We start from the raw sequence: 26,339 nt of genomic DNA, 5'->3' as shown, positions 1-26,339 counted from the left end.
GAATGTCCCATGGCCTCCGACGCCTTGACTGCCTCTCTTCCCGGTCCGCAGCCTGGTCCGGATAGCCGTGCAACCAGAGTGTCCGAGCGAGAGCGACGATCGACCGATAATGCGGATCGTAGCCCAGCAGGACGGAGCCTTGCTGGGCGTACGACAGGATTTCCATCAAGGATTCGAGTTCGCGGCGCGAGCCGGCGAGATCACCTGAAAACTGCAACGCCATGCCGAGGGCCGAATGAGCCAGGGTTCTGATCGCGAGATCACCGGATCTTTCGGCAAGCCCGCGACATCGCTGGGCGTATTCCAGCAGAATTCTGAAATGCCCGCTGCGGCCGTGGAAGATGTATTGCATGTTGAGCAATCCGGCTTCGTAGGCCGTATCGCCTCTCGCTTTGGCGATCGCGAGGCTCCTGTTCAGGGCGTCGTTGACGGCATCGCTCTCGCCGTACATCTGGGATGCGGAAACCCCGAGGCCCGCCTGGATCCGCATCTCATCCGAGCTCCCGACAGTGGCCGCGTCGAGCGCGATCAGCGCCCGCTGCGACCAGCGATGACACTCCGCAAGCAAGGACATGGCCAGGAAGACATCAACGGCGGCCGCCGCGAGCTGAATGCCGAGCCCGCCATCTCTACCCTCGCCAAAACACCATTCGAGCGCGGCGCGCACGTTGTTCATGCTCGCGAAATGTAACGTTCGCTCCGCCCCGCTCGCAAAGGTGGACCAGTCGCGCCCTCGCTGTTCCAGCCAGTTGCGGTAGTAAGTCGCATGCCGGACGGCGAGGTCGTGGGCTTCGTCTTCGGCGATCCGGATGTCCCGCGCGTAGGCACGCGTGGTGTCCAGGAGACGATAGCTCACCATGGGTCCGGCCGGACGGGTCGCGACCATCGATTTCGCGATCAGGCTGTCGATCGCGCCGAGAATGTCCCTCTCGCTGATATCGCGTCCGCAGACGGAAATCACAGCGTCGAGCGTGAAGTGTCCGACGAAGATCGCGAGCCGGCAGAGCACGACCCGCTCGGTATCGGAGAGAAGGCCGAAGCTCCAGTCCAGCGTCGCGTGCAGCGTTCTCTGGCGCGGCGGCGCGCTCCTGGAGCCGGGCCAGGACAATCCGAGCCGCTGATCAAGCAACTCCGCTGTTCCGTGCACGCCGTAACTCTCGACACGCCTGGCGGCGAGTTCGATTGCCAGCGCAACGCCGTCGAGCTTGCGACACATATTCGCGACAATGGGAGCCTCCTCGTCACTGAAATACAGCTGGGCGCCGCTTGCGCGGGCGCGCTCGACGAAGAGCTGGATAGCCGGAAATGCCTGGACAGCTTCGGCCGTCAGCTCTGTGCCCTCGGGCGGGCATGCCAGCGTGTCCAACCGATAGACGTTTTCGCCATCGGTCTGCAGTGCTTCGCGACTCGTCGCCAGAATGTGGACGTTCGGCGCGGCCGCAAACACCGATGACGCGAATGCGGCGACAGCCTCAACCATATGTTCGCAGGTGTCGAGGATCAGCAATGTCCGCTTGTCCCGGAGATAGGCGAAGATGCTCGGCGTCGCGTCGCTGGATTGCACCGAAAGGCCGAGCAGCGATGCCACGACCGTTCCCACCAGGGCCGGATCGTTGACCATGCTGAAGTCGACGAAGAGCACGGCGCCTTCAAAACTTTGCATCAACCGGTGGCCGACAGCAATCGCGAGCGTCGTCTTACCGACGCCGCCGGCTCCCACGATGGTCACGAAACGTGTCGCCTCCAGCCGCGCGGGGATTTCCTCGATTTCGACCTCGCGGTCAATCATCGGAAGACGCACAGGCAGATTGGCTTGCCGAAAAGACGGCGCGGCGATTGCTTCCGGTTCTCGACCGACCGAGCGAGAAATTTGCGCAACGAACGTGTAACCCCGCCCCGAGGAGGTCACGATGTACCGGTTGCCCTCGCCGCTCTCGCCAAGCGCCCTGCGAAGGTTCGTCATGTGGAAACGCAAGGCGCCTTCTTCGACGATTAGACCAGGCCAGACCTGCCGCAGCAACTCGGCTTTGCTGACCAATTCGTTTGGGCGCGACAACAGCGCCACCAGGAGATCGTAAGCTCGTCCCCGGAGCTCCACCTGCTCGCTGTTCCTGGTCAGCACGCGCTCGGCCAAATTCAAACTGAAGGGACCAAACGAAATGATACCGGATTTCTGCGCTGTGGGCATTGATTTGCGTTTGTTGTTACCGTCGTGCGCTACAATCCGGGTGATCTCGAAATAGGCACGAAGACCGTCATCTTGCCGATCGTGATATCTGATCTCCGGGCCACAGAGTAGTGCAGCGGGGCGATATCCGACATGACGGTCGGCCTTGTTGCGCAGCAGTACTGCCAGGATTTTCACCTTGAAAGCCAATGGCTTGTGAGTTGACGCGGTAACCTCTTGTGGTGGTCCGGCCGAGGTAGCCGAGGTTGCGGCATCCAGCAACCGCCCCGCCTTAACAGAATCTCGCAGCCTCTAACGCGTGGCCTTGCAATCGCATGGAGGCCGCGGGGACTGCGCTTGCGCGGGCTTTTCGCGGTCCTCGCGGAGACTAACGATCCATAACAATCCATAACGGGCAAAATTCGCCCGTCCGCGCCAATGTATCTGCAGGACGAACGGCCAGTCGGACTAGCCCGTTCGGAAGATCCGCGATGGCGTCGCGCGGATCGCTACATGAGACCGTGAAGTCTCGATCACGTCAACGGCGCAACGCAACGAGGAGACCGAGAGATGACCCGCAACCAGATCGTCGATTCCAGCTTCACCGCCATCATCAATGCGCCGAAGGACAAGATCGACATCCCTGAATGGTGCTTCAACCTGTCCGAGCGCGACTATCAGGGCTGTTCGCCGGCGCATATCGCCGCGGGCTTCACGACGGCGCCGGACGGCAAGCGGATGTCCATCAACGTGGAAACTATCGGCGGCAGCCTTATGGTCCAGCACTATGTTGAAACGCTCGGCGAGAAAGATCATTTGATTCTCGATTCAACCTCCGACGTCTTCACCCCCACCGGACGCACGACCATTCACGTGACCTGGGAATTGAGCGTCAAGGAAATCGAGCCCGGCAAGTGCGAGTTCACCAATCGCGTCAGGTCGCACGCCACCGACGAGTTCATGGCATTCATCGGCAAGCAGGGCATTCCATTCGATTTGTTCCGCGCCCAGCGCCAGCCCGCCTCGATCGCCCACAATCAAAGCGAAACGCCGGAATTCGCCGCCAGCATCGAGCGCGCGGCGCTCAGGAACAACTGAGGGGCACGGCACCGGCGCAACGGAGAGTCCCATGACTAACCTTTCTTATGACAAGAACTCCACCGCCCTCCTGGTGGTTGACCCTTACAACGACTTCATCTCGGAGGGTGGCAAGATCTGGCCACGGATCAAGGCCGTGGCCGAAGCCAACAATTGCGTTCCTCACATGCAACAGGTTCTGCAAGCCGCACGCGCTTCGAAGCTTCGGGTGTTCTATGCCATGCATCACCGCTACCGCCCCGGCGATTACGAATCCTGGAAGTACGTGGCGCCGGTCCAGCGGAGGGCGTGGCAGGCCAAGAGCTTCGAATTCGGCACTTGGCGCGGCGAATTCCGTGCCGAGTTCGTGCCGGAGCCCGGCGACATTGTCGCCAGCGAACACTGGTGCTCCAGCGGCTTCGCCAACACCGACCTCGATCTCCAGCTCAAGCGGCACGGCATCCAGCGGCTCATAGTCATCGGGCTGATCGCGCACACCTGCATCGAAGCGACCGTCCGCTTTGCCGCCGAACTTGGTTACGACGTCACCGTCGTCAAAGACGCCGTTGCCGACTACTCGGACCAGATGATGCATGCGGCGCTCGAAATCAACATGCCGAACTACGCCAGCGCCATCGTGCACACGAAGGAGATCGTCAATGCGCTCTCCCTCGCCTCGTTTGCAACAGACGCCGCATAGCCGGTCCTATTCGATACCAAGGATCCGGGCGGACTCTTGCGAGATCCGACCGGATATGGCGAGGCAAGTCTCGACCGGAAGAAGGCAATACTTCCAGGCAGCACCGAACATGGAGGCTCGACCATGAGACGCCGCGATCTTCTTGGAGCATTCGCCGGATTTGCGTTGTGGCCTTCTTTCGTGACGGAGGAGCACCACAAGCCCGTGATCGGCTTTCTGAGCAGCCGCACCGCCGAAGATTCGGCTCGCATCCTCGCCGCCTTTCGTAAAGGGCTTGCCGAAGCCGGCTACCTCGAGGGCAAGGACGCGACGATCGCTTACCGATGGGCCGAAGGCGACTATGAGAGGCTTCCGGCGCTCGCGGCCGAGATCGTCAGACTCAATCCGTCCGTGCTGATCGCGGCCGGCGGCGAGCCCTCCGCGCTCGCGGCCAAGGTCGCGTCGACTGAAATCCCAACCGTGTTCTCCGTCGGAGGCGATCCCGTGAAGATCGGCCTCGTCAACAGTCTGAACCGGCCGGGCAGCAATATGACGGGCGTGAGCCTGCTGGCCACTGAGCTGGAGGCCAAGCGGTTCGGAATCCTGCGTGAGGTACTGCCTCGCGCCAAAGTGCTCGGCGTTCTCGTCGATCGCGACTTTGAGGAAGCTGAGACACAGGTCATCGAAGTTACGCGGGCGGCGCAAGACATCGAGCAGCCCGTCGAGATCGTATACGCGGCCGGCGACAACGAGCTCGCCAATGCCTTTGAGCGACTGAGGACGGTGGACGCAGAAGGCCTGCTCGTTTGCGCGTCTCCATTTTTCGACACGCGAAGAGAGCTCATCGTTGCCTTCGAGGCGCAACAACGGCTTCCGGCGATCCACCAGACTCGCGAGTACGCGGTTCAGGGCGCCTTGATGAGCTACGGCATCTGCCCGCCCGAGGGCTACCGCCAAATTGGACTTTATGCCGGCCGGATTCTCAAGGGAGCCTTGCCGTCAGACCTGCCTGTCGTCCAACCGACGACGTTCGAATTCGTTATCAACGCAAAGACCGCCGGCGCGACGGAGCTCGACATCCCTCCGAGCCTGCTCGCACGCGCCGACGAGGTGATCCAGTGAATCCGACAACAAAGGAGACTTCAATGACCCGACAGATTGACATCGACAAGCCCTCGCCGGGACTGTGGACTGCGACATTCAACAATCCTCCGATCAATCTGATCGACCCGGACACCATCGGCGAACTTCAGGAACTGCTGACGGCGCTGGAAAGCGATGCGGAGGTCAAAGTGGTGGTGTTTCGCAGCGCGGATCCGGATTTCTTCATGGCGCACTGGGATGTACTCGCCGACAAGACGAAAGTTGCCGCAATGCCGCATGGTCCGACCGGCATGCATCCATGGATCGACGTGCTGGTGCGGTTGTCACGCGCGCCAGTCGCATCGATCGCCGACATACGCGGCCGCGCGCGCGGCGCGGGAAGCGAGTTCGCGCTGGCCTGCGACATGCGCTTCGCCAGCCGCGAGCGGGCAATTCTGGGGCAGTTCGAGGTCGGCCTCGGCTCGGTCCCGGGCGGAAACCCGATGGCGCGGCTTGCCGGCCTGATGGGCCGCGGGCGCGGGCTCGAAGTGATTTTGGGCGCCGACGATTTCTCGGCAGACCTCGCCGAGCGCTACGGCTACGTGAATCGCGCGCTGCCCGACGCGGAGATCGAGACGTTCGTCGATGCCTTTGCCCGCCGCCTCGCCTCGTTCGAGAAGCATGCGCTGGTCGGCGCCAAGGCGCTCATGAACGACGTCACACTGCCGGCCGACAGCGTCTTTCCGCCCGCGCTATCGGCCTTCTTCACGTCGGCGGCTCACCCCGGCACACGGGCGCGCGCGGCATCGCTGCTGCAGCGCGGTCTACAGCGCCGCTCAGATACCGAGTTGCGGCTTGGCCAGGCCGTGGCGGAGAACTGATTGAAGGCCCGGATGACGCACAGAGCCTCCTACCAGAAGCCCCGCTGCATCGGCTGTGCCGGCTGGTAATATTGATACTGGCCGCGCCGGCGGGGATTGACGGGCTGCGGGTTCGGATCGCGCTGGAAGAAGAAGCCGAAACCGTTGCCGCCATTGTCCCAGCCGTCATCGCTCGCCATCGCCATCGGAGGCGCGGTCGGCTTGCGCGTGATGAAACCGCCCTGGGGCTGGTTGCTCAGCACCGCGACGAACTCGGTGCGGTAGTTGGTCTCGCTGCTCAGCGGCTCGTCCGAGATGATGATCGAGGACCGCGGCAACGCGGTCGGCTCGATGCGGTCGAGCACCTCCTGCGGGATAGTGATGCGGTCGAGCGCGTTCCTGGCGTTGTCGCTGTCTTCGATCGTGACCACGCTCCAGCGCAGACCCGTGTCGTTCTTCGCCATCGCCGTGAAGATGTGCGTGCCGAGCGGCTGATCCGGATTGCGGATCGTGACGGGCACCTCGATGCTGGTATCGAACACCTCGCCGCCGCCGTCCGGTGCCGGCTTGTGCGTGTTCCGCCGCACATAGAGCTTCTGCGTCGCGCGGCTGATGTAGACCGAGACCGGTTCGAGCGCGAGCTTTGCGTCGGTCGCGGCCTTCACGGCGTCGGCCTTCCTGGCCGCTGCCGCCTTGGCCGCCTCTTTCGTGGCAGCGACCGCATCGCGCTTCGGCTGTGCGGCGGCCTTGGCGGCATCGAGCTGCGTCGCCGCGTCGGCAGCCTTGATGGCGGCCTTCTGCTTCAGCTCCTCGGCCTTGGCGCGGGCCTGATCGGTCTTGGCCGCCGCGAGCTGCTTGTCGGCAAAGGCGAACTCGGCGTCAGCGCGGGTCTTCTGCTGCTCCAGCTTGCGCAGCAAGGCCGGCAGCGATGCAGCCTCTTTCGCGGCCAAAGTCGCGGCCTTCTTGGCCTCGTCGGCCGCCCTTGTGGCCTCCTCGGCCTCGCCGGAGAGCTTGCCGATCTGGCCCGGCGCCGCCGCAATGGCTTCCCGCTTCGGCATGAACAATGCGGGATGAACGATGTCGATCGGAGCTGCGTCGTTCGGCGAGATGATCACCCGCATCCCGATGTTGGTCTTGTCGAACAGGCCCTCCGCGAAGCCGAACGGCATCCGTACGCAGCCATGCGAAGCGGCATAGCCGGGCAGCGGCCCGCCATGCAGCGCGATGCCGTTCCAGGTGATGCGCTGCATGTTCGGCATCCAGGCGTCGTCATACATGGTCGAGTGGTGGTCCTTGTCCTTCTCGACGATGGCGAAGACGCCGGCCGGCGTCTCGCGCCCTGTCGTGCCGGTGGACACCGGCACGCGAAAAATCCAGCCCTCGGCGTCGTAGAAGGTGACCTGCTGGCTCTTGATCGAGACGATCGCCATGATCGGTTCGCCGGCCTCGCGCGGCGCCACCGCCTCGGCCGGCTGACGCGCCTGCTTGGCCGCATGGGCCGGGCCCACGGCCGCAAAGGCGAGCATCGCCGCCAAGGTCACAATTCCGGGAGGCCCCCAACGCCGCATCGCCACGGTGGATTGCGCCGTTGTCATCAGGTTTCTCATGCCATCCTCGGTCGAAATGCCAGTCCGCCGGTCATTGATCAGATTGCGACCTTTGAATTAAGAAATTGCAGCCGCCTTACGTTCCGTCTGTGGCGACATTCGGCACGTTCCGGCGATAAACCTCATATACGACGGTTGGCGCAGGCGGAAGGGCGGCGTGCGGCCGAAGCTGGCGGTCTATCGCTGCGGCAGAATGTCCGGGGGGCGGACGCTGAACGCCCGTCGCCTTCGGATCGACGGCTCGCGCAGAACCCAGCTACCGCACGCGCGGATTAACGGCAGTCGGCAGCCGCGCGGGGGCGGCGTAAGCTGCCTTGCCAAACAAGGCGGCCTCTCCAAAAGAGACCAGCCGCTGCCGCTCCTCGTCCCACAAGGTCAGCCGCACGGTCCGCAAACTCTGGAGCAGCGTAATCCGCCCGACACCAGCGAACTGTGGATGGTCGCGCAACACGTCCTGCAAGCGATAGTAGGGAATTCGACTGGACAAATGATGGATGTGGTGAACGCCGATATTTGCCGTGAACCATCGCAGGACACCCGGCAATTGGTAGTGAGAGCTGCCGTGCAGCGCGGCGTCGTGAAAATTCCAGGTTTCGTCGTGGGCCCAGTGCGTGTGCTCGAACTGATGCTGGACGTAGAACAGCCACACACCGATCGACGCTGCCAGGACCACGATCGGCAGATGCACAAGCAGGAACGGCCCATAGCCGACCAGCTGGATCATCGTGACGGCGAGAATCGCGAGGGCGGTGTTCGTGCCCATCGTGCTCAGCCAGGGTTTCCAGCCGCGACGCATCATCCCGACCGGCAACCGGTGCTTCAAGATGAACAAATAACTGGGACCGACGCCAAACATCACGAGGGGATGGCGATACAGACGGTATAGCGCCCGACGCCATCGCGACCGCCCGAGAAATTCGCGCGTGGTCAACGTGTCGATGTCGCCTAAGCCCCTTTGATCGAGATTGCCGGAGTTCGCATGATGGCCTGCATGGTTGCGCCGCCAGTAGCCGTATGGCGTCAGTGTCATCACGCCGAGGGCACGGCCGACCCAATCGTTCGCAAGGCGGCCGCGGAAGAAAGAGCCGTGTCCGCAATCATGTTGGATCATGAAGAGGCGGACCAGCAAACCCGCGGCGGGCACCTCCAGCAGGAGGGCAAACCAATAGCCCTGGTCAAGAGCGGCCCAAATCAGAGCCCAGATGACGACGAACGGTATCGCCGTAATCGCCAGTTCGAGGACACCCCGCGCATTGTCGGGCTCGCGATAGCGGGCGAGCAACTGCGCCGATGCGCGGATTTCCGGTATTCCTTGGCTCATATCTGCTCTGCTCCCGACATGCCGCCCAAGAAGCACGGTTATGGCCACCGACGCAACAAAATCGCCCTACGCCTGGACCCGGGCGGCTGTGCGCTCCGGCCGGAACCGAGTCATCGCCAAGCCAGGCGGCGCTTTCAGAGCTTCAGACGAAGAGGCCGAGTCTCGTCAGAGACCGCGGCTAAACGCCCAGCGCCTTGCGATTGAAGGTTCGCAGGAAACGCAGCGACAGCGTCCGGACATTTGCGACGTTCAGCAACCACCCGGCGGCGACATAAGCGAGGCCGCCCGCAAGGCTCACGACCATGAGCGCAACGAGGCCGATGCCATTGACCTGGGATCGTGCAACGAGAATCGCAGCCGCCATCGCCGCGGCGGAGACGGCAACGCCGGCGAGGCGGTGGAGGTCGAAAGGCACCGGATGGGCGCGATGCATCAGGACGACGGCAACGAGGAAGCCGATCGCTTCGGTCGCAAGCGTCGCCAGCGCCGCGCCGTAGAGGCCATGGCCGGCCACCAGCACGAACATCAACGCCACGCTGACGACCAGCGTCAGGAACGACTGCGCCGCCAGCATGAACGGCCGCTCGGCAAGCTGGAAGCTGATCTGCACGTAGAATTGATTGGCGATACCGAACAAGCGCGCGAGCACCAGGGTCGGCAGCAATGCCGACACCCCGGCGCGGAAGTCGACGCCGACGAGCGTGCCGGCAACCTGGTCGGCTGCGAGCGCGAGCCAGACGGCGACGGGCGCGACCACGACGAGCAGAAGTTCGAGGCTCTCGGTCAGCCGCTCCCGCGTCGTCTCGTTGTTTTTCTCCGACAATGACCGGAACACCAGCGGCACGGTTGCCGCGGCGACGCTGGAGGCGATCATGACCATGAACTGTCGCGGCAGATCGGCGGCGACGCCAAAGATGCCGGCGGCGTCCTTCCCGAGCAAATAAGCCACGATGAGCCGGTCGCAGGCCGAGTAGACCGCAACGGACAATCCGGCCAGCGTCAGCGGCAGGCCGTAGCGCGCGAGCTGCACGAACTGGCTGCGCTGAAAGCGCGCGATCCTGGTGCGGTCACCGACGAGGTTCAGGATGATCCCGGCGAGCGAACCCAGGCCGAATGCGGCAAGCAGTCCCAGTCCACCCCAGCCGAGCCAGATGCCGAGCAGGCCGAAACCGACGCTGGATACGCTGCGCACGATCGAGATCGCCGCGAATCTGTAAGGGCGCAGTTTTGCGCGCTCGAACTCCTGGCCGACATCGACGGCATTCGCCATGATCGCGACGAACATGCTGGCAAGCAACAGCCCGACGCTGAGGTCGCTGCGGAACAGGAAGACCAGCGGCGTGGTGGCGCAGAGGACGGCAACGGTGAGCGCGAAGGCGACCATCGCCGTGCCGCGAAAATCCACCTCGGCCGACATCGCCTGATAGCGCGACACCGACAGCTTGATCCAGGCGAAGAAGATCGCGCCCAGAATGCCGGCCAGGCTGATACCGACAACATAGACGCCGTACTCCGCCGGCGTCAGCAGCCGGGTGTAGGCCGTGACGGCGAAGAAGCCCACCGCCGCAGGCAGGATGTAGGCGACGAGATAAATCGAGAAATGGCGGTTCAGCATGCGAGCACGGGACCGGCAACGTTGTTGCGAGTGTGACGGCCGTTCATCAATTGGACCATGGCGGGGCGAACGAATTGCGCCGCAGCATCTCTCAAGAATGTCACATAAGTCTGGAGATCGGGCGGCGAATGCGGCTTTGAGGCCGCTTTCGCGGGTTAGCGTTAAATTTGCCCTTCCCTGGTGGGAGCACGACCACTGGAAAGGAACCGAGATTCGCAGATAGCAAAGTTAACCCAACGAGGGGAAACCCCGGCGTTGCAAGGCGCCGCTTGGTACGATGGCGCGTTGGCTCGACAAGGAACGCCGTGACCAGGCTCGACAGACGCGAATTTCTCCTCGGCAGCGCCGCAGCACTCGCGGCAGCCGCATCGGCGTCCGCAGCGCCGGCGTCGAAACTGGCGCAGCGCCGTCCGGGTTTCGGTGCCGCGGCCACGCTCTGGGATCTGCAAGCCGATCCCAGGCTCGGCGAAGCCATCAGCACCTATTGCACGCAGGTGGTTCCGGTGCTCGAGCTGAAATGGCCGATGCTGCGTCCGGACGCGCACACCTTTGCCTTCGAACGCGCCGACGCGATCCTGGATTTCGCGCGGCAGAACGACCTGACGATGCGCGGCCACGCGCTCGCTTGGTATCACGACATTCCGGACTGGACCAAGCAGATCATGGATGCCAAGGGCGTCGAGCGCGCCTATCTCGACCACATCGGCACCGTCGTCTCCTATTACAAGGACAAGCTGACGTCGTGGGACGTCGTCAACGAGCCGATTCCGGACAATCCACGCAGTCCAAGAGACCGGCGCGATTCGTTCTGGACGCAGCACCTGGGCAATCGCTGGATTCCGCTGGCGTTCCGCACGGCGGCCGCGGCCGACCCCTTCGTCAAGCTCGCGATCAACGAATACGACATCGAGTCGGCAAAGGACACGTTCATTGCGAAGCGCGCGGCCTACCGCAATCTCATCATGGACCTGCTCGACCAGGGCGTGCCGTTGCATGCCGTGGGACTGCAATCGCATCTGCATGCCGAACTCGAGATCGACACCCATGGGGTCGCCGAGTTCGTCACCGAGCTGCGCGCCTGGGGCCTCGAGGTGTACGTCACCGAACTCGATGTCGACGACCAGAAGCTGACGGGGACGCCGGCGGAGCGCGATGCCATCGTCGCCAAGCGCGTCGACGATCTCCTGAGCGCGATCTCGACCAGCGGACCAGTGCGCTCGATCCTGACCTGGGGCCTCTCGGACCGCTACAGCTGGATCAACGGCACCTTTGCGCGGGCGGACAAGCAGCCGAACCGTCCCTTGCCGCTCGACGGCGAGTTCAAGCCGAAGCCGTTCATGAACGTGATCAGTAAGTTCACGAAGGACGCGTGAAGGCGCCGGGTCTCAGCGCGTCTTCGGAGCCTCGAACTGAACCTCGTCCCCCATGTCCTCCGGAGACAGGCTCGGACTGCGACGGTCGCGCGAGCTGAGGCGGAACACGCCGCGGATGTCGTCGATCGAGGTCGACGAATAGGACTGGATGCACAGCGCCACCTGGTCGGGCGAAGCGGCGCGCATCATCGATTCGATAGCCGGGCGGTCGAGGCGGGTGTCATCCCAATGCGAGACCGCGATGCTGTCCTCGGTGACCCGATGGGTGGCCAGATGCGCGGGCGCGTTCGCGACGAAATGGCCGTACATGAGATATTCCGAGAACTTCTTCCTCCGGCACAGTGCCAGAACCCAGTTCAATCCCGTCGCCGACTTGATCGCGTCGGTCATCGCACGCGCGGTGTCCTTGTCCCAGACCAGCGCGTTGCCGACATAGTCGTCGGCGGGGAAGGACCGGTCCTTGATGCCAAGGAGCTGATCAACGGTGCGGAGCCACAGGACATGCAAGGGGTGGGCGGCGTCGATCCCGTTGCGCGTGACGAACAGCGGCGTCTTCTCGGCGCCGGCATACTGGCCGACGTCGAATTCGCGGAAGAACAGATTGTCCGAATCCAGGATGCAGACGCGCTGTTCGGGCACGTTGAGGACGCCGGCGATCTTGAGGATCTGCTGGATATGCCAGCCATGAACGGGCGACGACAGCAGCGACAGCCAGACGCGCCGTTTGCTGATGAACTGGAGAGCCGGCGGCAGCGCCCACAGCCATTTCGGCAAATAGCGGGAGGCCGGAACGATGACGCGCTTGTCGGAAGCGAACCGCGCGAACAGCGGCAGATCCTCATCGTTAACGAGAACATAATGCCGCGTGTAGCCCGTCAACCAGGTGTCGATGCTCTCGCTGAGCAGCGAAAAGCGCTCGATATCCTTGGCGTAGCTGGCGGTCAGCAGGGCAACGGAATGCATGGCGCGCTCGTATGGCGATCAGGCCGCAGTCATAGCGGCGCCGAGACGCGTTGGATACTTACATTCGCAATCAAGGTAAAATGAAACGAAGCATTAGCCATCCGACGGCAGCCCCTGCTCGATGCAGCGAAAGCGCTCGGCGGCCATTCGCTGCTGGCGGGCCAGGCGATGGCGCGCGTCGCTCGGGCGCTCGGCGTGTCGCTGCCGATCAAGACCATCTTCGAGGCACCGACGATCGACGAGATTGCCCGACGGGTCGACGAGGCCGTCGCGGCAAAGCCACACAAGCCGGCCGCAAGTCTAGCGAGGCTGGCTGGAGCGAGCCTGATCGAAAGCAGCCCTCCCACGCTTTCGATCGCGCAGGAGCAGATGCTGCGGATCGAGCAGAATCTTCAGGGACTGCCGCTGTTCAACCTGCGTTTCGCCTTCCGTCTCCAGGGGCCGCTCAATCTGGCCGCCCTGGCGCAGGCGATCGACGACATCGTGCGCCGGCACGAATCGCTGCGGACCCATTTCGGCTGGAGCGGCGGGGAGCCCATCAGCCGCGTCGCCGCGCCCGGCGCCCTCGACCGTGTCCTGACCGTCGAGACGATCGGCGACGGTCAGCCCCACAACAACAAGCGGCGCACGGCGCTGGAGCTCCGCAAGATCAATCTCCTGATCGAACAGGAGACCTATGTCCCGATCGACACCACCCGCGCGCCGCTGCTGCGCCCCCGGCTGTTGCGACTCCACGATTGCGATCACGTGTTGCTGCTGACGCTGCACCACGCCGTCGTCGATGGCTGGTCGATCGGCGTGCTGTTCGAGCAGGAAGGGGTCAATCCAGCCTCGCTGCTCCGGGTCTACTTCACCCTGCAAAATTCGCTGCGCCAGCCGCTCGATCTGCCTGACCTCACGACAGGATCGATCGGCAACGTCGCCCGCGAAGGCCAGCCGGTGCTGCCGATCGACCAGACCTGGCTGTGCTGATGCTCAAGGAGCGGCCGACGGGAATCACCGGTTCATGCAATTACAAGAGCGAGCTGCTCGACGGCGCTACCGTCGGCCAGTGGATGGAGGATCTCGTCGCGGCGCCACTCGGCCGATTGCTCAATCGCAGGGCGGCATGACCGGCCGCAGAGCACGTGCGAATACGGGGTCACTCGTCAAAGCTGTGAATGACCAAGTTGCATCTTGATTCTTTGGCGCCATCGCGCAAGATTATTCTCGCGTTTTGATTTGGACGAATATTTCAACCGGGGAGTTCGTTATGGGTTTCATCAAATTTACCAAAGGCACCTCGTTGAGCGACAAGGACCGCAAGGCCCTGCAGTAGTTGCTCGCCGCCGAGAAGAAGAAGCTGCAGTCCGCGCTGAAGGACGTCGACGCCAGCATTTCGATGTTGGGCGGCTCCAAGAAGTCCAAGAAGAAGAAGACGTAAGACTCGTCGGCCGGGACGCTGTACGAATCTTCAGGCTTCAGTTTTCGGGCTTCAGTTTTCAGATTTGGCCGCTCGCGTGTCGAGTTGGGGTCTCGCACAAGCTTGCGCCCGTAAACCGGCCAGCAATCGACAAGGATTCGCCCGAGTGGACTGCTAGAAGCGGTCCGCTTAGTGGATTCTTTCTCAGTTGATTCTTCCGTCATGGCAGGGGATTTGGCCCCGGCCTGACGCCATGGGCCCAATTGATGGCAGACGACAGAATTGAACTGTTTGTCGGACTGATCGAGACTTTTGACGCGCCGGATGCGGTTGATACCTGCCGGCGCCTGCTTTCGGTCGACGAACGGGTACGTGCCGACCGCTTCGTGTTCGAGCGGCACCAGCGACAGTATATTTTCGCGCACGCGATGTTGCGCCTTGCGCTCTCGCACGTCGCACCTGAGGTCGCACCGACCGACTGGTCATTTGCGCCCGGGCGTTACGGGCGGCCGTTTGTCGTATCGCCCAAGACCTCGAGCGCGCTGCATTTCAGCCTGTCGCACGCCGACGGCTGCGTCGCCTGCGTCGTGTCAGGGCATGAGACCGTCGGCGTCGACGTCGAGACCGTGTCGCGTCGAGTGGCGCCGCTGTCGACTGCGCTTCGGTTCTTCGCGCCGGAAGAGGTTGAAACGCTACGCGGGCTGCCGGAGCCCGCTGCGACCGAGCGCTTCTTCGACTACTGGACGCTGAAAGAAGCCTATCTGAAGGCCAGGGGTTTCGGCCTCAATTTGCCGCTCGACGCTTTCGCGATGCAAGTATCGCGCGAAGCCATCGAGATCAGCTTCACGCCCGATATCGCCGATGATCCGCACGGGTGGCGATTTCAGCTGATCTCGCCGTCGCCCTCGCATCGTCTCGCGATCGCCGACGGCTCCCGCGCCACCGGCGGCCTTCCCATCACCCGCAATGCATGGCCGCTGCAGGAGGCGGCTGAATGACGCCGTGGCGGCTGCGCGTCTTTCCCGCGATTTCGCGCAACCGCGCCCCCAAGAAATATATCGGCGAGTTGATGCGGGTGGCGCAGTTCGCCGACCGTAACGGCTTCGAAGGCATCCTGCTGTTCGAAGGCAACGACGTGTTCGTCGAGCCCTGGGCGATGGCCCAGCACATCATCGGCGAGACGACGAGGTCCTCACCGCTGATCGCGGTCAATCCGGTCTACATGCACCCGTTCACGGCGGCAAAATTCGTCTCGTCCTTCGCAGCTCCACGGCCGCAAGGTCTATCTCAACATGATCACGGGGACGGCGGTCAGCGATTTGCAGGGGCTCGGCGACGAGCTGTCGCATGCGGAATTTCTGGTCGCGGGCCAGTCCGAGCCGGCACGGCGCGTAGCGAAGGAGACCGGCTGCATTCAAGATGCAGATGCTGCCACCCGATCTCGACCGCGACCTCGATGCGCCGGGGGTAAATTTTGGAATCTTCGCCCGCGAGGGACGCGACGAGGCACGGCAGGCCGCAAAGGCGCGTTTCCGCGATAATGCCGATGATCGCGAGCTGCTCGTGCTCACCGTGGAGAACAGCGATTCCGTGTGGAAACGGCGCCTCCACGAGAGGCCAGAGCGGCGAGCTCGCGGACAATGGCTATTGGCTGCTTCCGTTCCTGACCTTCCAGGCCGACTGCCCCTACCTCGTCGGCAGCTACGCGGAGATCGGCGCGAAGCTGAAGGAATTTGCCGCGAAGGGGCTGACCACGATCATGCTCGACATGGTCGCGGACGAGACCGAGATACAGCACGTCTGCAAGGCGGTCACGGCAAGCGGGATGTTTTGAGTTGTGGATGAAGTCGACCTATCCATCCACATCGTCATTGCGCGCGTAGCGAAGCAATCCGGAGTCCCTCCGCGGAAAGATTCTGGATTGCTTCGATACGCGCGCAACGACGGAGAATGATGGGCTACTCGGCGAAAATCACCGCGCCTCTTCGAATCCCGCCAGCACCGAGGTCAGGTTCGCGCCGAGGATATCCGAGAGGTAGCCGCCCTCCTGCACGAACACGGTCGGCAGGCCCATCTTTGCGATGGCCTGGCCGATGCGGCGGAAGCCGGGCGTGGTGACGGCGAGCCCCTTCAGCGGATCGTGCTCGGAGGCGTCGAGGCCGAGCGCGATGACGAGGGCGCCGGGCGCAAAGGATTCGATCACCTTGCGTGCGACCTCCATCGCCTGGATGTAGCCGTCATCGCCGGTGCCGATCGCCAGGGGGATGTTGAGATTGGCGCCGAGGCCGGGACCTTCGCCGCGCTCATGCGCGTACCCCCACACGTAAGGATAATACGCGACGGGATCGGCATGGATCGAAACGGTGTAGACATCGGGCCGCGCGTAGAAGATTCCTTGCGTTCCGTTGCCGTGATGGACGTCGACGTCGAGGATCACGACACGCTCGTGCTTCTGCCGCAGATGCGCCGCCGCGATCGCGCTGTTGTTGAGGAAGCAGAAGCCCCCGGCCATGTCGCGATAGGCGTGATGGCCGGGCGGCCGGCAGAGCGCATAGGTCGCATCCTCGCCGTCCATCACCATCTGTGCCGCGGTGACCGCGACGTCGGTCGCAGCGCAGGCCGCGGCCCAGGTGCCCGGGCCGATCGGCGCCGCAGTGTCGGCGGTGTGCCAGCCGAGCTTGCCGGTGATATGGGTGGGGTAAGTCGCGGCATGGCGCACCGGATGGATATTGCCGATCATCTCCGGGCCGGAATCGCCGAGCGCGGTCCAGGCCTCCCAGGCCTCACTCAGGAACGACAAATATTCCGGACTGTGGATGCGCGCACGCGGCCCCTGCCCGAATGTGGTTGGCTCGACCAGTTGGTGCTTGCCGTCCTTGAGCCCTTTGAGCAGGCGGTCGGCACGCTCGGGCTGCTCGGTGGTGCGCTTGACGACACCGCGAACGAGGAAGAATTGCGGATCGTGGCTGCGATGCAGCTCGGTATGGACGGCTTTCACTCGAACACTCCGTGGTCGCTTTGAGGGTGCCACAGATGTCTAAATCCCCGCGGCGGCGAGATGCAAGCAAGAAGAATGCCGCCCCTGTCGCACCGCCCTGCGCCTGAAGCAGATCGCTCGTGAAGCTCAGCAACGCCCGCGCTGGAGGCAGTGCTCGCGACCCTGCTGGTCGGTGCGGAAGGACTCGACGAAGCCGCCCTGACGCTGGGTGACGAAGATCGTCTTGCCGTCGTGGCCTCCGAAGGCAAGATTGGTCGGCTCCTTGGCCCTCAGCGCGATCTCCCGCTCGACCGCGCCATTGGCCTTCATCAACGTGATCGTGCCCTTGAGGATGCGCGCGACATAGAGGCGGCCGGCCATGTCGGTGCGCAGGCCGTCGACGGTGTCGGGCTGAAACGCCTTGACGAGTTTTGGACTGGTGAGTTCGTTGCCGCCGACCATGTAGGACCAGATCTGACCGCTGCTGGATTCCCCGACATAGAGCGTCTTGTCATCGGGGCTGAGATCGATGCCGTTGGTGGTGCCCATCGCGCGCGGCGCCGACATGAGCTGTCCCTGCACCGTTCCGTCGGCTCCCTTCGCGATGCGCCAGATATGGCCTTCGCGACCTTTCCAGTTCGGATCGCTCGCGTAGATCGTGCCGTCACGGGCGATGGTGATGTCGTTGGGCTGGTTCATCTCGTCGGAGTGAAACCAGATGGCGGGCTCGGTCGATCCCTTCGGGATCGCGAAGATGTTGTGCTTCTTGTAGTCGGCGATGAACATGGTGCCGTCGCGCGCGAAGCGGATGGCGTTGCCGACGCTGCCCTCGGGCAGTGCCGTGAACGGCTCGGACGCTGCGCCGCCGACAGGCAGCTTGCCGATGGTGCCGGGCTTGCCGAAATTGACGACGAAGAGATTGCCGTCGAGATCGGCGGCCGGCCCTTCGATGCCAAAGGTGTATTCGCCTGACGGCGTCACCTGCACGCTTTCGAACAGTTTCGTTTCCGCTCGTGCGGGCGCCGTCGCAAGGACGAGAACAACGCTACTGCACAGGCACCAGAAATTCCTGCCGGATGTAATAGCCATCGCCGTCGCTGCACTCGCCATTCAGATAGGGATCGGCCGGCCGGAAGAAGCGGCTGAAGCCGGGTTTGTCTACAGCGTTCCTTTGTGTCACGACGACGACCTTGGCGGCCGGTATTTCGCCGCATTCCTTGTTGGTTTTGCCAAAGAACTTGCGCTGCGGCGGGCCGGATTTGGTCCGCATCCGGATGCCTGGAACCATTTTTGACACCAGCAGATCCGCCGTATCGAGCAGGCGCGTGTAACCAGGCTCGGCCTTCGGCAGGCCTTCGCCACCCGGCGGCATCAGCTTCTCCGCGCCTAACCCACGAAGCCGCGTGCGCAACTTGCCGGAGTCGGGATCACCAGGATAGATCCAGCCATCCTGCGACAGCATGAAGCGAAGCACCGTCGCGTCCTTCTGAGCGTCAGATTGGCCCGGCTTCAAGCCGAAATCCGAGTGACAGCCGACGCAATGTTTTTCGACGAGGCCCTTGCGCAAGCTGGTGAGCCGGGCGCTGTTCTGAGCATCCCTGGCCACGAAGGCCGCGAGCTGGTCGATCAGCGCCTGGCTCCGCATGTCGCAGGGCAACGGCGGCGGCGCGTCGCCCGCGGTGCGGTCGATCCGGATCACGGTCTGGTTCTTGTCCTCGACCAGCCAGATTGCGCCGTCCTCCGCGACCGTCATGCCGACCGGGGCGCCCTGCGGCCGCACGCCGTTGACGCGGTGCCAGCCTGCGATCAGCTCCTCGAACGGCGCGGCGGCGACGTCGCCGGCCTCGGTCTGAAAGCTGTGGGTCGGATCGGCCGCGCAGCTGACATGGTAGCGCACCGGCGCCGGGGCGGGCTTCGGGAAACCGTGGTCGTCGACGTCATAGACGATGACGCGGCTGCCGGTCGGGCGATAGCCGTGCAGGCCGACCAGCAGCTTGCCCTCGAGCTCCGGAAATTTCGCACCGTGATAATAGAGCATCGCGAGCGGCGCGCCGTGCGGCGGCAGCAGCGAGAACGGCGCCTTGTAGAGAGCGTTGGCGGTGCACAGCGATTTGTAGATCCCCGACTGCAATACGATCCTGAATTCGGGGCTCGGCGTCGACAGATCGTAGCAATAGGGCCAGCCGTAATGCCTGCCCTGCTCGATCGCGTTGATCTCCTCGTTCGGCTTGAAAATGTCAGGCAGGTCGCGACCGTTCTCGCCTTGCAGGAAGGCATAGCCCGCATCGGGAAAGTTCGGGTGCAGCGCCAGCGCCATAGAGTTGCGCAGGCCCCGCGCATAGACGCCGTGCGGCGGGTCGGGTTCGCCAGGCTTCAACGCCGGGAAGATACCGCCCGGGGGCGGCGTGAACAGCCAGATCGACGCCATCGCGGAAGCGCCCTCGGCCGCCGCGCAAGGTCTCGTGATCGGCGCCGGCGTGATGCAGTCGTCGCTGTGCGAGCCGACATTGACGAACAGCCGGCCGTTCCTGTCGAACACAAACTGCTTGAGCGGGTGCGCGCTCTCGTCGACCCTGGCGCCGTCGGGCAATGTGATCCGGCGGCCCGGCATGTGACGGACGATGGTCTCGACCGTGTCGCGCGGATTGTCGGCGAGCGGATCGAACCGGAAGATCGTCTCCGCGCTCGAGGCATAGAGCTTCTTGTCCGGGCCGATCACGAGACCGAACGGATATTCGATTGCAGTCAGCAGCTCCTTGAACCGCTGTCCGTGGGGCGCGCGCGGGTCGAGCAACAGCAGCCGACCATCGGTATGGCCCCAGCCCGCCATGTCGGCGACCACGAACAGGTCACGACCGGGCACCTGGACGATCGAGCGCGGGAATTTCAGCCGATCCTCCTCGCTGGCGACGAGGCCCGCACAAAATCCCGCCTTCATGTCGATCTGGATTTTTGGAAAAGCCAGATCGGCACTGCCGCAGGTCTCCGTGCCGATGGCATAGCCGCTCTTGCGGACCGGTTCTGATGAGCCTACCGAGGTCAGGGTCAGGAGGACCACCAAGGCGACCGCGCACGCGCGCATGCTTCGGCTTTCACGCCAAAATGTGAGGTGGTTCACGGCGCCTCCCGGACTTTCCGTCCAGGGTTGTTCCATGCCGTGGGAATGCCGTCCAGTTGATCAACACCCCCTTGTGATCAAACCAGCAGGGGGCTTGGCGCCGACCAATCTCCGTAGATTCCCTTACCGGGCTCGACCCGAATGTTTCGCGAAGGCTTGGAATGGTATCGGTTTGCCGTCCCAATCGCTCCCAATAGGAGACGCATATGGTCCAGGTCTATTTTCACTGCTCCAATACCGAGGGCACGCTGATCGATCGCAGCGGCACAGCGGTGACCAACCTGACCGAGGCGCGCGACCGTGCCGCCCAGATCATGAACGCGATGATCCTGACGCCCGGCGCTGAGGATTGGCGCGACTGGGTGATCCATGTCAGCGGCTCCGACGGCGAGGAGATCTTCGATCTCCCCTTCACTGCCATGCTCGGCAAGCCGCACTGAGGTGATGCCATGTTGCTCGCGTCACTGATCCTGCTCCGCCAGCCCCTGAACTTCATCGCCAGCAAATGGCTGACGCTGATCCGGATCGCGGGCAATCCCTACCGGCCCGAGCTCCACTACATGCGCGGGCCTGGCCCGAAATGGCACGCCAAGTATCAGGCCAGCCGGCTGGATCGCGCGCGCTGAGCCCTGTAGCTTCCGCTTCCCACTGATCGGTCTCTCAACTCATGATGCCCGGGCGTAGCCGTCCGAAGGACGGCGTCGCTTCCGCTCGCCTATGCCCCGGGCACTCTCGCGTTGGCGCCTCCCTCGCCTGTTTCACACCAGCCATGCCGCCTCGCCCTTTCGATGTTCTCGGTGGGGGCGATGTGCCATTCTTCGCGGAGCTCAGCGCAACGAAGCCAAACCGAAGACAGCACACAGACATCATCATGCCGCACCAGTTCAGCCACACCCAAACCGTCCGCAAGCCCGCCGTCACATCCAGAGGCGGCATCGTCGCCGCACAGTCCCGGCGGGCGGCCGAAGTGGGGGCGCAAGTGCTGGCGGCGGGCGGCGACTGCGTGGATGCGATCGTCGCTACCACCTTCGCGCTGAACGTGCTGGAGCCCTGGAACAGCGGCATGGGCGGCGGCGGCGCGATGGTGCTCTACCGTGCCGCGGAAAATCGCTACGAGGTGATCGACTACGGCATGTGCGCGCCGCAAGGCCTGCGCGCCGCCGACTATCCGCTCAGCGGCGAAGGCGCGGCTTCCGATCTGTTTCCCTGGCAGCGGGTCAAGGACGACCGCAACATCCACGGCCCCGGCGCGATCGCCGTGCCCGGCGTCGTCGCCGGCATGGAGGAGGCGCATCACCGCCATGCCAGGCTGCCGTGGAAAGATCTGGTCGCGCCGGCCGCGGCCCTCGCCGGCGAAGGCCTGCTGGTCGACTGGTGGACCACGCTGACGATCGCGGCATCGGCGGCCGATCTTCGGCGCTATCCCGCGAGCGCGACAACGTTCCTGAAGGACGGCCTTCCTCCAAGCGCGCCATGGGGCATCAAGTCCGAGACGCGGCTGCCGCTGGATGCGCTGAAGGCGACGTTGTCGCATCTTGCGGCCGCCGGTCCGCGCGATTTCTACCAAGGCGATCTCGCCAGGAGCATCGCATCCGACATCAACGCCGACGGCGGCGCGCTGTCGGTGGAGGACCTCGCCGCGTTCCGAGCCCATCCGCGCGAGCCGCTCGCGATCCCCTATCGCGGCGGCAAGGTGTTTGCGACGCCGGAGCTCACGGCCGGGCCGACGATGGCGCATGCGCTGCGCCTGTTGCAACAGAACCTGAAGCCGGGACGCGCGCCCGATGCGGCCGCCTACGCCGAATATGCCGCCGCGCTGCAATCGGCCTATCGCGAGCGGCTCAAGGACATGGGCGATGCCGACGGCAAGCGCTCGCTCGGCGCGGACTATCTGGCGCCCGCCTGCACCACGCACTTCTCCGTGGTCGACCGCCACGGCAACATCGCGGCGGTGACGCAGACGCTGCTGTCATCCTTCGGCTCGAAATACGTCACGCCGCACACCGGCATCGCCATGAACAACGGCATCATGTGGTTCGACCCGACGCCGGGCACCACCAACTCGCTCGCCCCTGGCAAGCGCTGCCTCACCAATTACACGCCCGTCATCGCCGAGACCAGGGACGGCAGACGGCTCGCGGTCGGCGCCTCCGGCGGTCGCCGCATCCTGCCCTCGGTGATGCAGATCGTGTCGTTTGCGATGGATTTCGGCATGGATCTCGATGCCGCGATCCACCAACCGCGGATCGACGCCAGCGAAGGCGCGATCGTGATCGGCGATACCAGGTTGCCGGCGGACACACGTGAGACGCTCGCGGCGCGATTCGACTATGAGGAAGCGCGGGTGCAGTCCTTGCCGCAGAAGTTCGCCTGCCCGAGCGTCGTGATGCGCGACGGCGACACCAATTCCGGCGCGGTCGAGATCTTCCAGCCCTGGGCCGACGCGGTGGCGGAGGGCTGAGCTTAGATCCCCAGCCGGTCCCGCACCCGGCCCGCGATCACTGCCGTCGTCACGCCCACCGGCCAGAATGCGTGCATCGGGATCGGCTTGATGCCGGTGACGGGCATGTCGATCTCGGCCTTGGCGCCGCCGATCAGACGCCGCGCGAGCTGCGCGCCCATCGCGGTCGAGAGCGCGACGCCGCGGCCGTTGCAACCGAGCGAGATCAGGAGGTTGTCCGCGGGCTCGTGCACATGCGGGTAATGATCCGCGGTGATGGCGAGCCGGCTGTTCCAGCCATGGGTCCAGGCAACGCCCTTGAGCTGCGGCCACAGCCGTTCGGCGTATCGCATGAGATAGGCGACGTCGGTGGGCGAACTGATCCAGCGCATCGGGCCGCGGCCGCCCATCAAGAGGCGGTTCTGCTGATCGATGCGGTAATAGACGGTGATGTGGCCGCTCTCGTAAAGGACGGGACGCGTCGGCATGATCGAACGCGCGACGTCGTCCGAGAGCGGCGCGGTGGCAGCGATCGAAGAGAACACCGGCACAATGGTGCGGCGGAGCGCCGGCCAGAGATCGTCCGTAAAACCGTTGGTCGCGAGCAGCACCTTTTCGGCATGCACCACCGCACGCGGAGTCTCGATGCGCCAGCGGCTGCCCTCGCGACGGAGCGACAGCGCCGGCGTCTCACCATGCACCTTCGCGCCTGCCGAGATCGCAGCACGCGCGAGGCCGCGGGCATAGCTGAGGGGATGCAGGTCGCCGCCCCGGGTATCGAACATGGCGCCGGTGTAACGATCCGTGCCGGTCATCTCGCGCAATTGCTCGCGATTGAGGTACGTCACCGGCATGCCACGGGCGATACACTGTTCTGCGGTTGTCTTGATCGCCGCGGCGCTGGACTCGTTATAGGCCGCGCGCAGCGTACCGTTCTGCCGCGCCTCGCACGGGATCTGGTAGCGGCGGATCAAATCATGCGTGAAATTCGTCGTGCCGTAGGAGAAGTCGATCATGCGGCGGCCGAGCTCAGTGCCGAAATCCGCCTCGATCTGATCTGGGTCGTGCTTCAAGCCGGGATTGGTGTGGCCGCCATTATTGCCGGATGCGCCCCAGCCCGGCTCCTGCGCCTCCAGCACCAGCGCCTCGACGCCCTGCTCCGCCAGATGCAACGCGGTGGACAGACCTGTGTAGCCACCGCCGATGATGGCGACCGAGACCGTCTTGTCGGCGTCGAGTGGCGGCGTGGCCACCGGCGCGACGGCGGTGTCGGCATAGAGAGACGGCGGCAGAGGCAGGCGCGTGGTCATGGCGAGACCGATCAGAGCGGATGCAGCACGCGGCGCAGAAAATCCTGCGTCCGCGCATGCTGCGGTTGGTTGAGCACCGATTTTGCCGGTCCCTGCTCGACGATGACGCCGCCGTCGATGAACAGCACGCGGTCGGCGACGTCGCGGGCAAAGCCCATCTCGTGGGTGACGACGACCATCGTCATGCCATCGTCGGCGAGCTTGCGCATCACGCCGAGAACGTCGCCGACCAATTCAGGATCGAGCGCCGAGGTCGGTTCGTCGAACAGGATGGCCTTGGGCTGCATCGCCAGCGCCCGTGCGATCGCGACGCGTTGCTGCTGGCCGCCGGAGAGCTGCGGCGGATGTTCGTTGGCTTTCTCGGCAAGGCCCACCTGGGCGAGCAGCGCGCGGCCACGCTCGAATGCGGCAGCGCGCGGCTCCTTCTTCACATAGAGCGGACCTTCGACGACGTTCTCCAGCACGGTCCGGTGCGGAAACAGGTTGAAGCGCTGGAACACCATCGAGACCTGGGTGCGGACTTGCACGATCGACGGCGCGTCGCGGTCGACCTTCAATCCCTCGACGCTGATCTCGCCGCGGTCATAGCTTTCGAGACCATTGATACAGCGCAAGATGGTGGACTTGCCGGAGCCGGAGGGGCCGACGATGCAGACCACCTCGCCCTTCTGGACGGACGCCGTGATGCCCTTGAGCACCTCGTTCTCGCCAAAGCTCTTGTGGACGTCGGTCAGCTCGATCATTTCTTGCCGGCCCGCTTCTCGAAGTGGCGGACCAGCAGGATCAGCGGAATGCTCATGGTGAGATACATCAGCGCAACCATCGTAAACACGTTGGTGTTCTTGAAGGTCGAGGACGCGATCAGCTTGCCTTGCAACGCGAGCTCGGCGACCGTGATGGTCGAGGCCTGCGAGGAATCCTTCAGCATCATGATCATGACGTTGCCGTAGGGCGGCAGCACGATACGCACCGCCTGCGGCAGCACGACGCGACGCATGGTCAGCCACCAGCCCATGCCGATCGATTGCGCCGCCTCGATCTGCCCCTTGTCGATGGCCTCGATGCCGGCGCGAAAATTCTCTGCCTGATAGGCCGAGTAGGCGATGCCGAGCCCGAGGATCGCGGCCTGCAACGCGCTGAGCGTGACGCCGAGATCCGGCATCACGAAGTAGAGGTAGAACAACAGCACGATGATCGGAATGCCGCGGATCACATTGATCAGGCTGGCGCTGAGCAGCGACAGGGCGCGGATGCCGGAGACCCGCATCATCGCCCAGACCAGGCCAAGCACCGTCGAAAGCAGCAGCGAGCCGATGGTGACGACGATCGTCAGCACGACGCCGCTCATCAGGATCGGGAAGAATTCGGCCGCGTCGTGCCAGAAGCCTTTCATCGATCAGCCTTCATCGATCGGCCTCTCGCGATCAACCTTGCGCCTTCAGACCCCATTTATCGAGGATCTTGTCGACAGTGCCGTTGGCCTTCAGCTTGGCGAGCGAGGCGTTGATCTTGCCGAGCAGCGCGGTCTCGCCCTTGCGCACGCCGATGCCGACCGAACCGACGGTGACGGGCTTATAGCCGTCGACCAGACGCACCTCGGGGAAGCCGCCCTGCTTCAGATTGTAGGCGAGGATCGGATAGTCGGCGTAACCGGCCTTGAGGCGGCCGGTGTTCACGTCGCGCAGGATGTCGGGAATGGTATCGTAGGCCTTGACGTCCGCAAACAGGCCGGACTTCTTCAGCGCATCGACGAAGGCGGTGCCGACCTGGGCGCCGACGGTCTCGCCCTTGAGATCGTCCTGGGTGGCGTAGGCCTTGGCATCGCTCTTCGGCACTACGAGGCCTTCGCCATAAGTGTAGATCGGGTCGGAGAAGTCGACGACCTCCTTGCGCGGCGCGGTGATGAACATCGCGGCCGCGATGATGTCGATCTTGCTCGATGTCAGCGACGGGATCAGCGCCGAGAACTGCATCGGCTCGATCTGCACGTTGAAGCCGGCATCCTTGCCCACTTCAGTGACGAGATCGACCATGATGCCCTGGATGGAATTGGTCTTGGTGTCGAGGAAGGTGAAGGGAATGCCTGTCGGCGTCGAGCCGACCTTCAGCACTTGCTGCGCCGAAGCCGGCGCTGCTGCGGCAATCGCGAGTGCCGCTACCGCGGCCAGACCAAAACGCTTCATCGCATCCCCCTTGGGTCCGGCCGATGGCGGCGCTCGCGGATCTCGTCATCGCAGACGTTGCGGGCCAAGCCGTTTCGGCCTATTTTCACCAATATGAAAATTTGGTCACACTTTCACGGCAGTTGCAAGCGGTTTTCATGGACATGAAGGAAGCGGTTTGACGT

Annotated in this window: 22 protein-coding genes and 2 pseudogenes; 12 read left to right on the top strand and 12 right to left on the bottom strand. The window is 63.9% G+C overall.

Annotation, left to right across the window (positions count from 1 at the left end):
• Positions 1-2,449 (bottom strand): ATP-binding protein (locus AC0L3S_RS34555; RefSeq protein WP_473284211.1); only part of this gene is annotated, 2,449 nt, incomplete at its 3' end.
• Between the two features lie 288 nt (positions 2,450-2,737).
• On the opposite strand from AC0L3S_RS34555, the gene AC0L3S_RS34550 reads away from it, so the two are divergent.
• The 4 genes from AC0L3S_RS34550 (at position 2,738) to AC0L3S_RS34535 (ending at position 5,887) form a co-directional block, all read left to right on the top strand.
• The gene (locus AC0L3S_RS34550) at positions 2,738-3,265 is read left to right on the top strand and encodes a hypothetical protein (protein ID WP_473284209.1); all 528 of its coding nucleotides are present in this window, start codon (positions 2,738-2,740) and stop codon (positions 3,263-3,265) included.
• A 31-nt stretch (positions 3,266-3,296) separates the two neighbouring features.
• On the top strand, positions 3,297-3,944 hold the full coding sequence (locus AC0L3S_RS34545; protein ID WP_473284208.1) for a cysteine hydrolase family protein: 648 nt from the start codon (positions 3,297-3,299) through the stop codon (positions 3,942-3,944).
• A 204-nt stretch (positions 3,945-4,148) separates the two neighbouring features.
• Complete coding sequence (locus AC0L3S_RS34540; RefSeq protein ID WP_473284206.1) at positions 4,149-5,045, top strand: ABC transporter substrate-binding protein; 897 nt, start codon at positions 4,149-4,151, stop codon at positions 5,043-5,045.
• A gap of 23 nt (positions 5,046-5,068) precedes the next feature.
• Positions 5,069-5,887, top strand: a complete 819-nt coding sequence (locus AC0L3S_RS34535) for an enoyl-CoA hydratase/isomerase family protein (RefSeq protein ID WP_473284204.1) — start codon at positions 5,069-5,071, stop codon at positions 5,885-5,887.
• Between the two features lie 29 nt (positions 5,888-5,916).
• On the opposite strand, the gene AC0L3S_RS34530 is transcribed toward AC0L3S_RS34535, so the two are convergent.
• The 3 genes from AC0L3S_RS34530 to AC0L3S_RS34520 form a co-directional block, all read right to left on the bottom strand.
• Positions 5,917-7,473 (bottom strand): L,D-transpeptidase family protein, encoded by a 1,557-nt coding sequence (locus tag AC0L3S_RS34530; protein WP_473284202.1) that lies wholly within the window; start codon positions 7,471-7,473, stop codon positions 5,917-5,919.
• Between the two features lie 256 nt (positions 7,474-7,729).
• Complete coding sequence (locus AC0L3S_RS34525) at positions 7,730-8,794, bottom strand: fatty acid desaturase (protein WP_473284200.1); 1,065 nt, start codon at positions 8,792-8,794, stop codon at positions 7,730-7,732.
• Positions 8,795-8,972: 178 nt separating this feature from the next.
• Positions 8,973-10,409 carry a lipopolysaccharide biosynthesis protein gene (locus tag AC0L3S_RS34520; protein WP_473263345.1) on the bottom strand — a complete coding sequence of 479 codons (1,437 nt, stop codon included), beginning with the start codon at positions 10,407-10,409 and terminating at the stop codon, positions 8,973-8,975.
• A gap of 305 nt (positions 10,410-10,714) precedes the next feature.
• On the opposite strand from AC0L3S_RS34520, the gene AC0L3S_RS34515 reads away from it, so the two are divergent.
• Entirely contained in the window at positions 10,715-11,782 is a 1,068-nt protein-coding gene (locus AC0L3S_RS34515; RefSeq protein ID WP_473284198.1) for an endo-1,4-beta-xylanase, read from the top strand.
• 12 nt (positions 11,783-11,794) lie between these two features.
• Here the strand turns inward: AC0L3S_RS34515 and AC0L3S_RS34510 are convergent, their stop codons facing one another.
• A complete protein-coding gene (locus AC0L3S_RS34510) occupies positions 11,795-12,745 on the bottom strand; it encodes a DUF6492 family protein (protein WP_473284196.1) in 951 nt (316 codons plus the stop codon).
• Positions 12,746-12,880: 135 nt separating this feature from the next.
• On the opposite strand from AC0L3S_RS34510, the pseudogene AC0L3S_RS34505 reads away from it, so the two are divergent.
• The 3 genes and pseudogenes from AC0L3S_RS34505 to AC0L3S_RS34495 all read left to right on the top strand — a co-directional run.
• A pseudogene (locus AC0L3S_RS34505) lies at positions 12,881-13,857 on the top strand (condensation domain-containing protein); the annotation flags it as partial.
• A gap of 556 nt (positions 13,858-14,413) precedes the next feature.
• The gene (locus AC0L3S_RS34500) at positions 14,414-15,145 is read left to right on the top strand and encodes a 4'-phosphopantetheinyl transferase family protein (RefSeq protein WP_473284194.1); all 732 of its coding nucleotides are present in this window, start codon (positions 14,414-14,416) and stop codon (positions 15,143-15,145) included.
• Positions 15,142-15,981 (top strand): annotated as a pseudogene (locus AC0L3S_RS34495) (LLM class flavin-dependent oxidoreductase). The gene AC0L3S_RS34500 and the pseudogene AC0L3S_RS34495 overlap by 4 nt, the downstream one beginning before the upstream one ends.
• A gap of 138 nt (positions 15,982-16,119) precedes the next feature.
• Here the strand turns inward: AC0L3S_RS34495 and AC0L3S_RS34490 are convergent.
• From AC0L3S_RS34490 to AC0L3S_RS34480, 3 genes are all read right to left on the bottom strand, one after another.
• Positions 16,120-17,145: a histone deacetylase family protein gene (locus AC0L3S_RS34490; protein WP_473284192.1), complete on the bottom strand. Its 1,026-nt coding sequence runs from the start codon at positions 17,143-17,145 to the stop codon at positions 16,120-16,122.
• Between the two features lie 126 nt (positions 17,146-17,271).
• The gene (locus AC0L3S_RS34485) at positions 17,272-18,213 is read right to left on the bottom strand and encodes an SMP-30/gluconolactonase/LRE family protein (protein ID WP_473284190.1); all 942 of its coding nucleotides are present in this window, start codon (positions 18,211-18,213) and stop codon (positions 17,272-17,274) included.
• Entirely contained in the window at positions 18,170-20,242 is a 2,073-nt protein-coding gene (locus AC0L3S_RS34480) for a PQQ-dependent sugar dehydrogenase (protein WP_473284188.1), read from the bottom strand. Before AC0L3S_RS34480 ends, AC0L3S_RS34485 begins: the two co-directional genes overlap by 44 nt.
• 206 nt (positions 20,243-20,448) lie before the next feature.
• On the opposite strand from AC0L3S_RS34480, the gene AC0L3S_RS34475 reads away from it, so the two are divergent.
• The 3 genes from AC0L3S_RS34475 (at position 20,449) to AC0L3S_RS34465 (ending at position 22,703) form a co-directional block, all read left to right on the top strand.
• Positions 20,449-20,682 (top strand): DUF6894 family protein, encoded by a 234-nt coding sequence (locus tag AC0L3S_RS34475; protein WP_007600593.1) that lies wholly within the window; start codon positions 20,449-20,451, stop codon positions 20,680-20,682.
• A gap of 9 nt (positions 20,683-20,691) precedes the next feature.
• Positions 20,692-20,868 carry a hypothetical protein gene (locus AC0L3S_RS34470; protein WP_473284186.1) on the top strand — a complete coding sequence of 59 codons (177 nt, stop codon included), beginning with the start codon at positions 20,692-20,694 and terminating at the stop codon, positions 20,866-20,868.
• A 245-nt stretch (positions 20,869-21,113) separates the two neighbouring features.
• Complete coding sequence (locus AC0L3S_RS34465; RefSeq protein WP_473284184.1) at positions 21,114-22,703, top strand: gamma-glutamyltransferase family protein; 1,590 nt, start codon at positions 21,114-21,116, stop codon at positions 22,701-22,703.
• A gap of 2 nt (positions 22,704-22,705) precedes the next feature.
• Here AC0L3S_RS34465 and AC0L3S_RS34460 read toward each other — a convergent pair whose 3' ends face one another.
• The 4 genes from AC0L3S_RS34460 to AC0L3S_RS34445 are packed head-to-tail and all read right to left on the bottom strand — an operon-like array spanning position 22,706 to position 26,175.
• Positions 22,706-23,992, bottom strand: coding sequence for an NAD(P)/FAD-dependent oxidoreductase (locus AC0L3S_RS34460; protein ID WP_473284182.1), 1,287 nt, complete (start codon positions 23,990-23,992; stop codon positions 22,706-22,708).
• 11 nt (positions 23,993-24,003) lie between these two features.
• Entirely contained in the window at positions 24,004-24,735 is a 732-nt protein-coding gene (locus AC0L3S_RS34455) for an amino acid ABC transporter ATP-binding protein (RefSeq protein ID WP_027568180.1), read from the bottom strand.
• Positions 24,732-25,385, bottom strand: a complete 654-nt coding sequence (locus tag AC0L3S_RS34450; protein ID WP_473284180.1) for an amino acid ABC transporter permease — start codon at positions 25,383-25,385, stop codon at positions 24,732-24,734. The genes AC0L3S_RS34455 and AC0L3S_RS34450 overlap by 4 nt, the downstream gene beginning before the upstream one ends.
• A gap of 31 nt (positions 25,386-25,416) precedes the next feature.
• Entirely contained in the window at positions 25,417-26,175 is a 759-nt protein-coding gene (locus AC0L3S_RS34445) for an ABC transporter substrate-binding protein (protein WP_473284178.1), read from the bottom strand.
• Positions 26,176-26,198: 23 nt separating this feature from the next.
• Here AC0L3S_RS34445 and AC0L3S_RS34440 point away from each other — a divergent pair, with 23 nt between their 5' ends.
• Entirely contained in the window at positions 26,199-26,336 is a 138-nt protein-coding gene (locus AC0L3S_RS34440; RefSeq protein ID WP_473284176.1) for a hypothetical protein, read from the top strand.
• Positions 26,337-26,339 lie beyond the last annotated feature (3 nt).

The organism is Bradyrhizobium sp. Ken01, from assembly GCF_055807355.1.
Note: the sequence above shows the minus strand (reverse complement) of the source record. Positions and strands in the feature narration are given on the sequence as shown.

Bases quoted from the DNA above. Each gene is read 5' to 3' on its own strand.
- AC0L3S_RS34550 (WP_473284209.1), top strand. From the start codon at position 2,738: ATGACCCGCAACCAGATCGTCGATTCCAGCTTCACCGCCATCATCAAT.
- AC0L3S_RS34545 (WP_473284208.1), top strand. From the start codon at position 3,297: ATGACTAACCTTTCTTATGACAAGAACTCCACCGCCCTCCTGGTGGTT.
- AC0L3S_RS34535 (WP_473284204.1), top strand. From the start codon at position 5,069: ATGACCCGACAGATTGACATCGACAAGCCCTCGCCGGGACTGTGGACT.
- AC0L3S_RS34530 (WP_473284202.1), bottom strand. From the start codon at position 7,473: ATGAGAAACCTGATGACAACGGCGCAATCCACCGTGGCGATGCGGCGT.
- AC0L3S_RS34525 (WP_473284200.1), bottom strand. From the start codon at position 8,794: ATGAGCCAAGGAATACCGGAAATCCGCGCATCGGCGCAGTTGCTCGCC.
- AC0L3S_RS34520 (WP_473263345.1), bottom strand. From the start codon at position 10,409: ATGCTGAACCGCCATTTCTCGATTTATCTCGTCGCCTACATCCTGCCT.
- AC0L3S_RS34510 (WP_473284196.1), bottom strand. From the start codon at position 12,745: ATGCATTCCGTTGCCCTGCTGACCGCCAGCTACGCCAAGGATATCGAG.
- AC0L3S_RS34500 (WP_473284194.1), top strand. From the start codon at position 14,414: ATGGCAGACGACAGAATTGAACTGTTTGTCGGACTGATCGAGACTTTT.
- AC0L3S_RS34485 (WP_473284190.1), bottom strand. From the start codon at position 18,213: ATGGCTATTACATCCGGCAGGAATTTCTGGTGCCTGTGCAGTAGCGTT.
- AC0L3S_RS34475 (WP_007600593.1), top strand. From the start codon at position 20,449: ATGGTCCAGGTCTATTTTCACTGCTCCAATACCGAGGGCACGCTGATC.
- AC0L3S_RS34470 (WP_473284186.1), top strand. From the start codon at position 20,692: ATGTTGCTCGCGTCACTGATCCTGCTCCGCCAGCCCCTGAACTTCATC.
- AC0L3S_RS34465 (WP_473284184.1), top strand. From the start codon at position 21,114: ATGCCGCACCAGTTCAGCCACACCCAAACCGTCCGCAAGCCCGCCGTC.
- AC0L3S_RS34460 (WP_473284182.1), bottom strand. From the start codon at position 23,992: ATGACCACGCGCCTGCCTCTGCCGCCGTCTCTCTATGCCGACACCGCC.
- AC0L3S_RS34455 (WP_027568180.1), bottom strand. From the start codon at position 24,735: ATGATCGAGCTGACCGACGTCCACAAGAGCTTTGGCGAGAACGAGGTG.
- AC0L3S_RS34450 (WP_473284180.1), bottom strand. From the start codon at position 25,385: ATGAAAGGCTTCTGGCACGACGCGGCCGAATTCTTCCCGATCCTGATG.
- AC0L3S_RS34445 (WP_473284178.1), bottom strand. From the start codon at position 26,175: ATGAAGCGTTTTGGTCTGGCCGCGGTAGCGGCACTCGCGATTGCCGCA.
- AC0L3S_RS34440 (WP_473284176.1), top strand. From the start codon at position 26,199: ATGGCGGCGCTCGCGGATCTCGTCATCGCAGACGTTGCGGGCCAAGCC.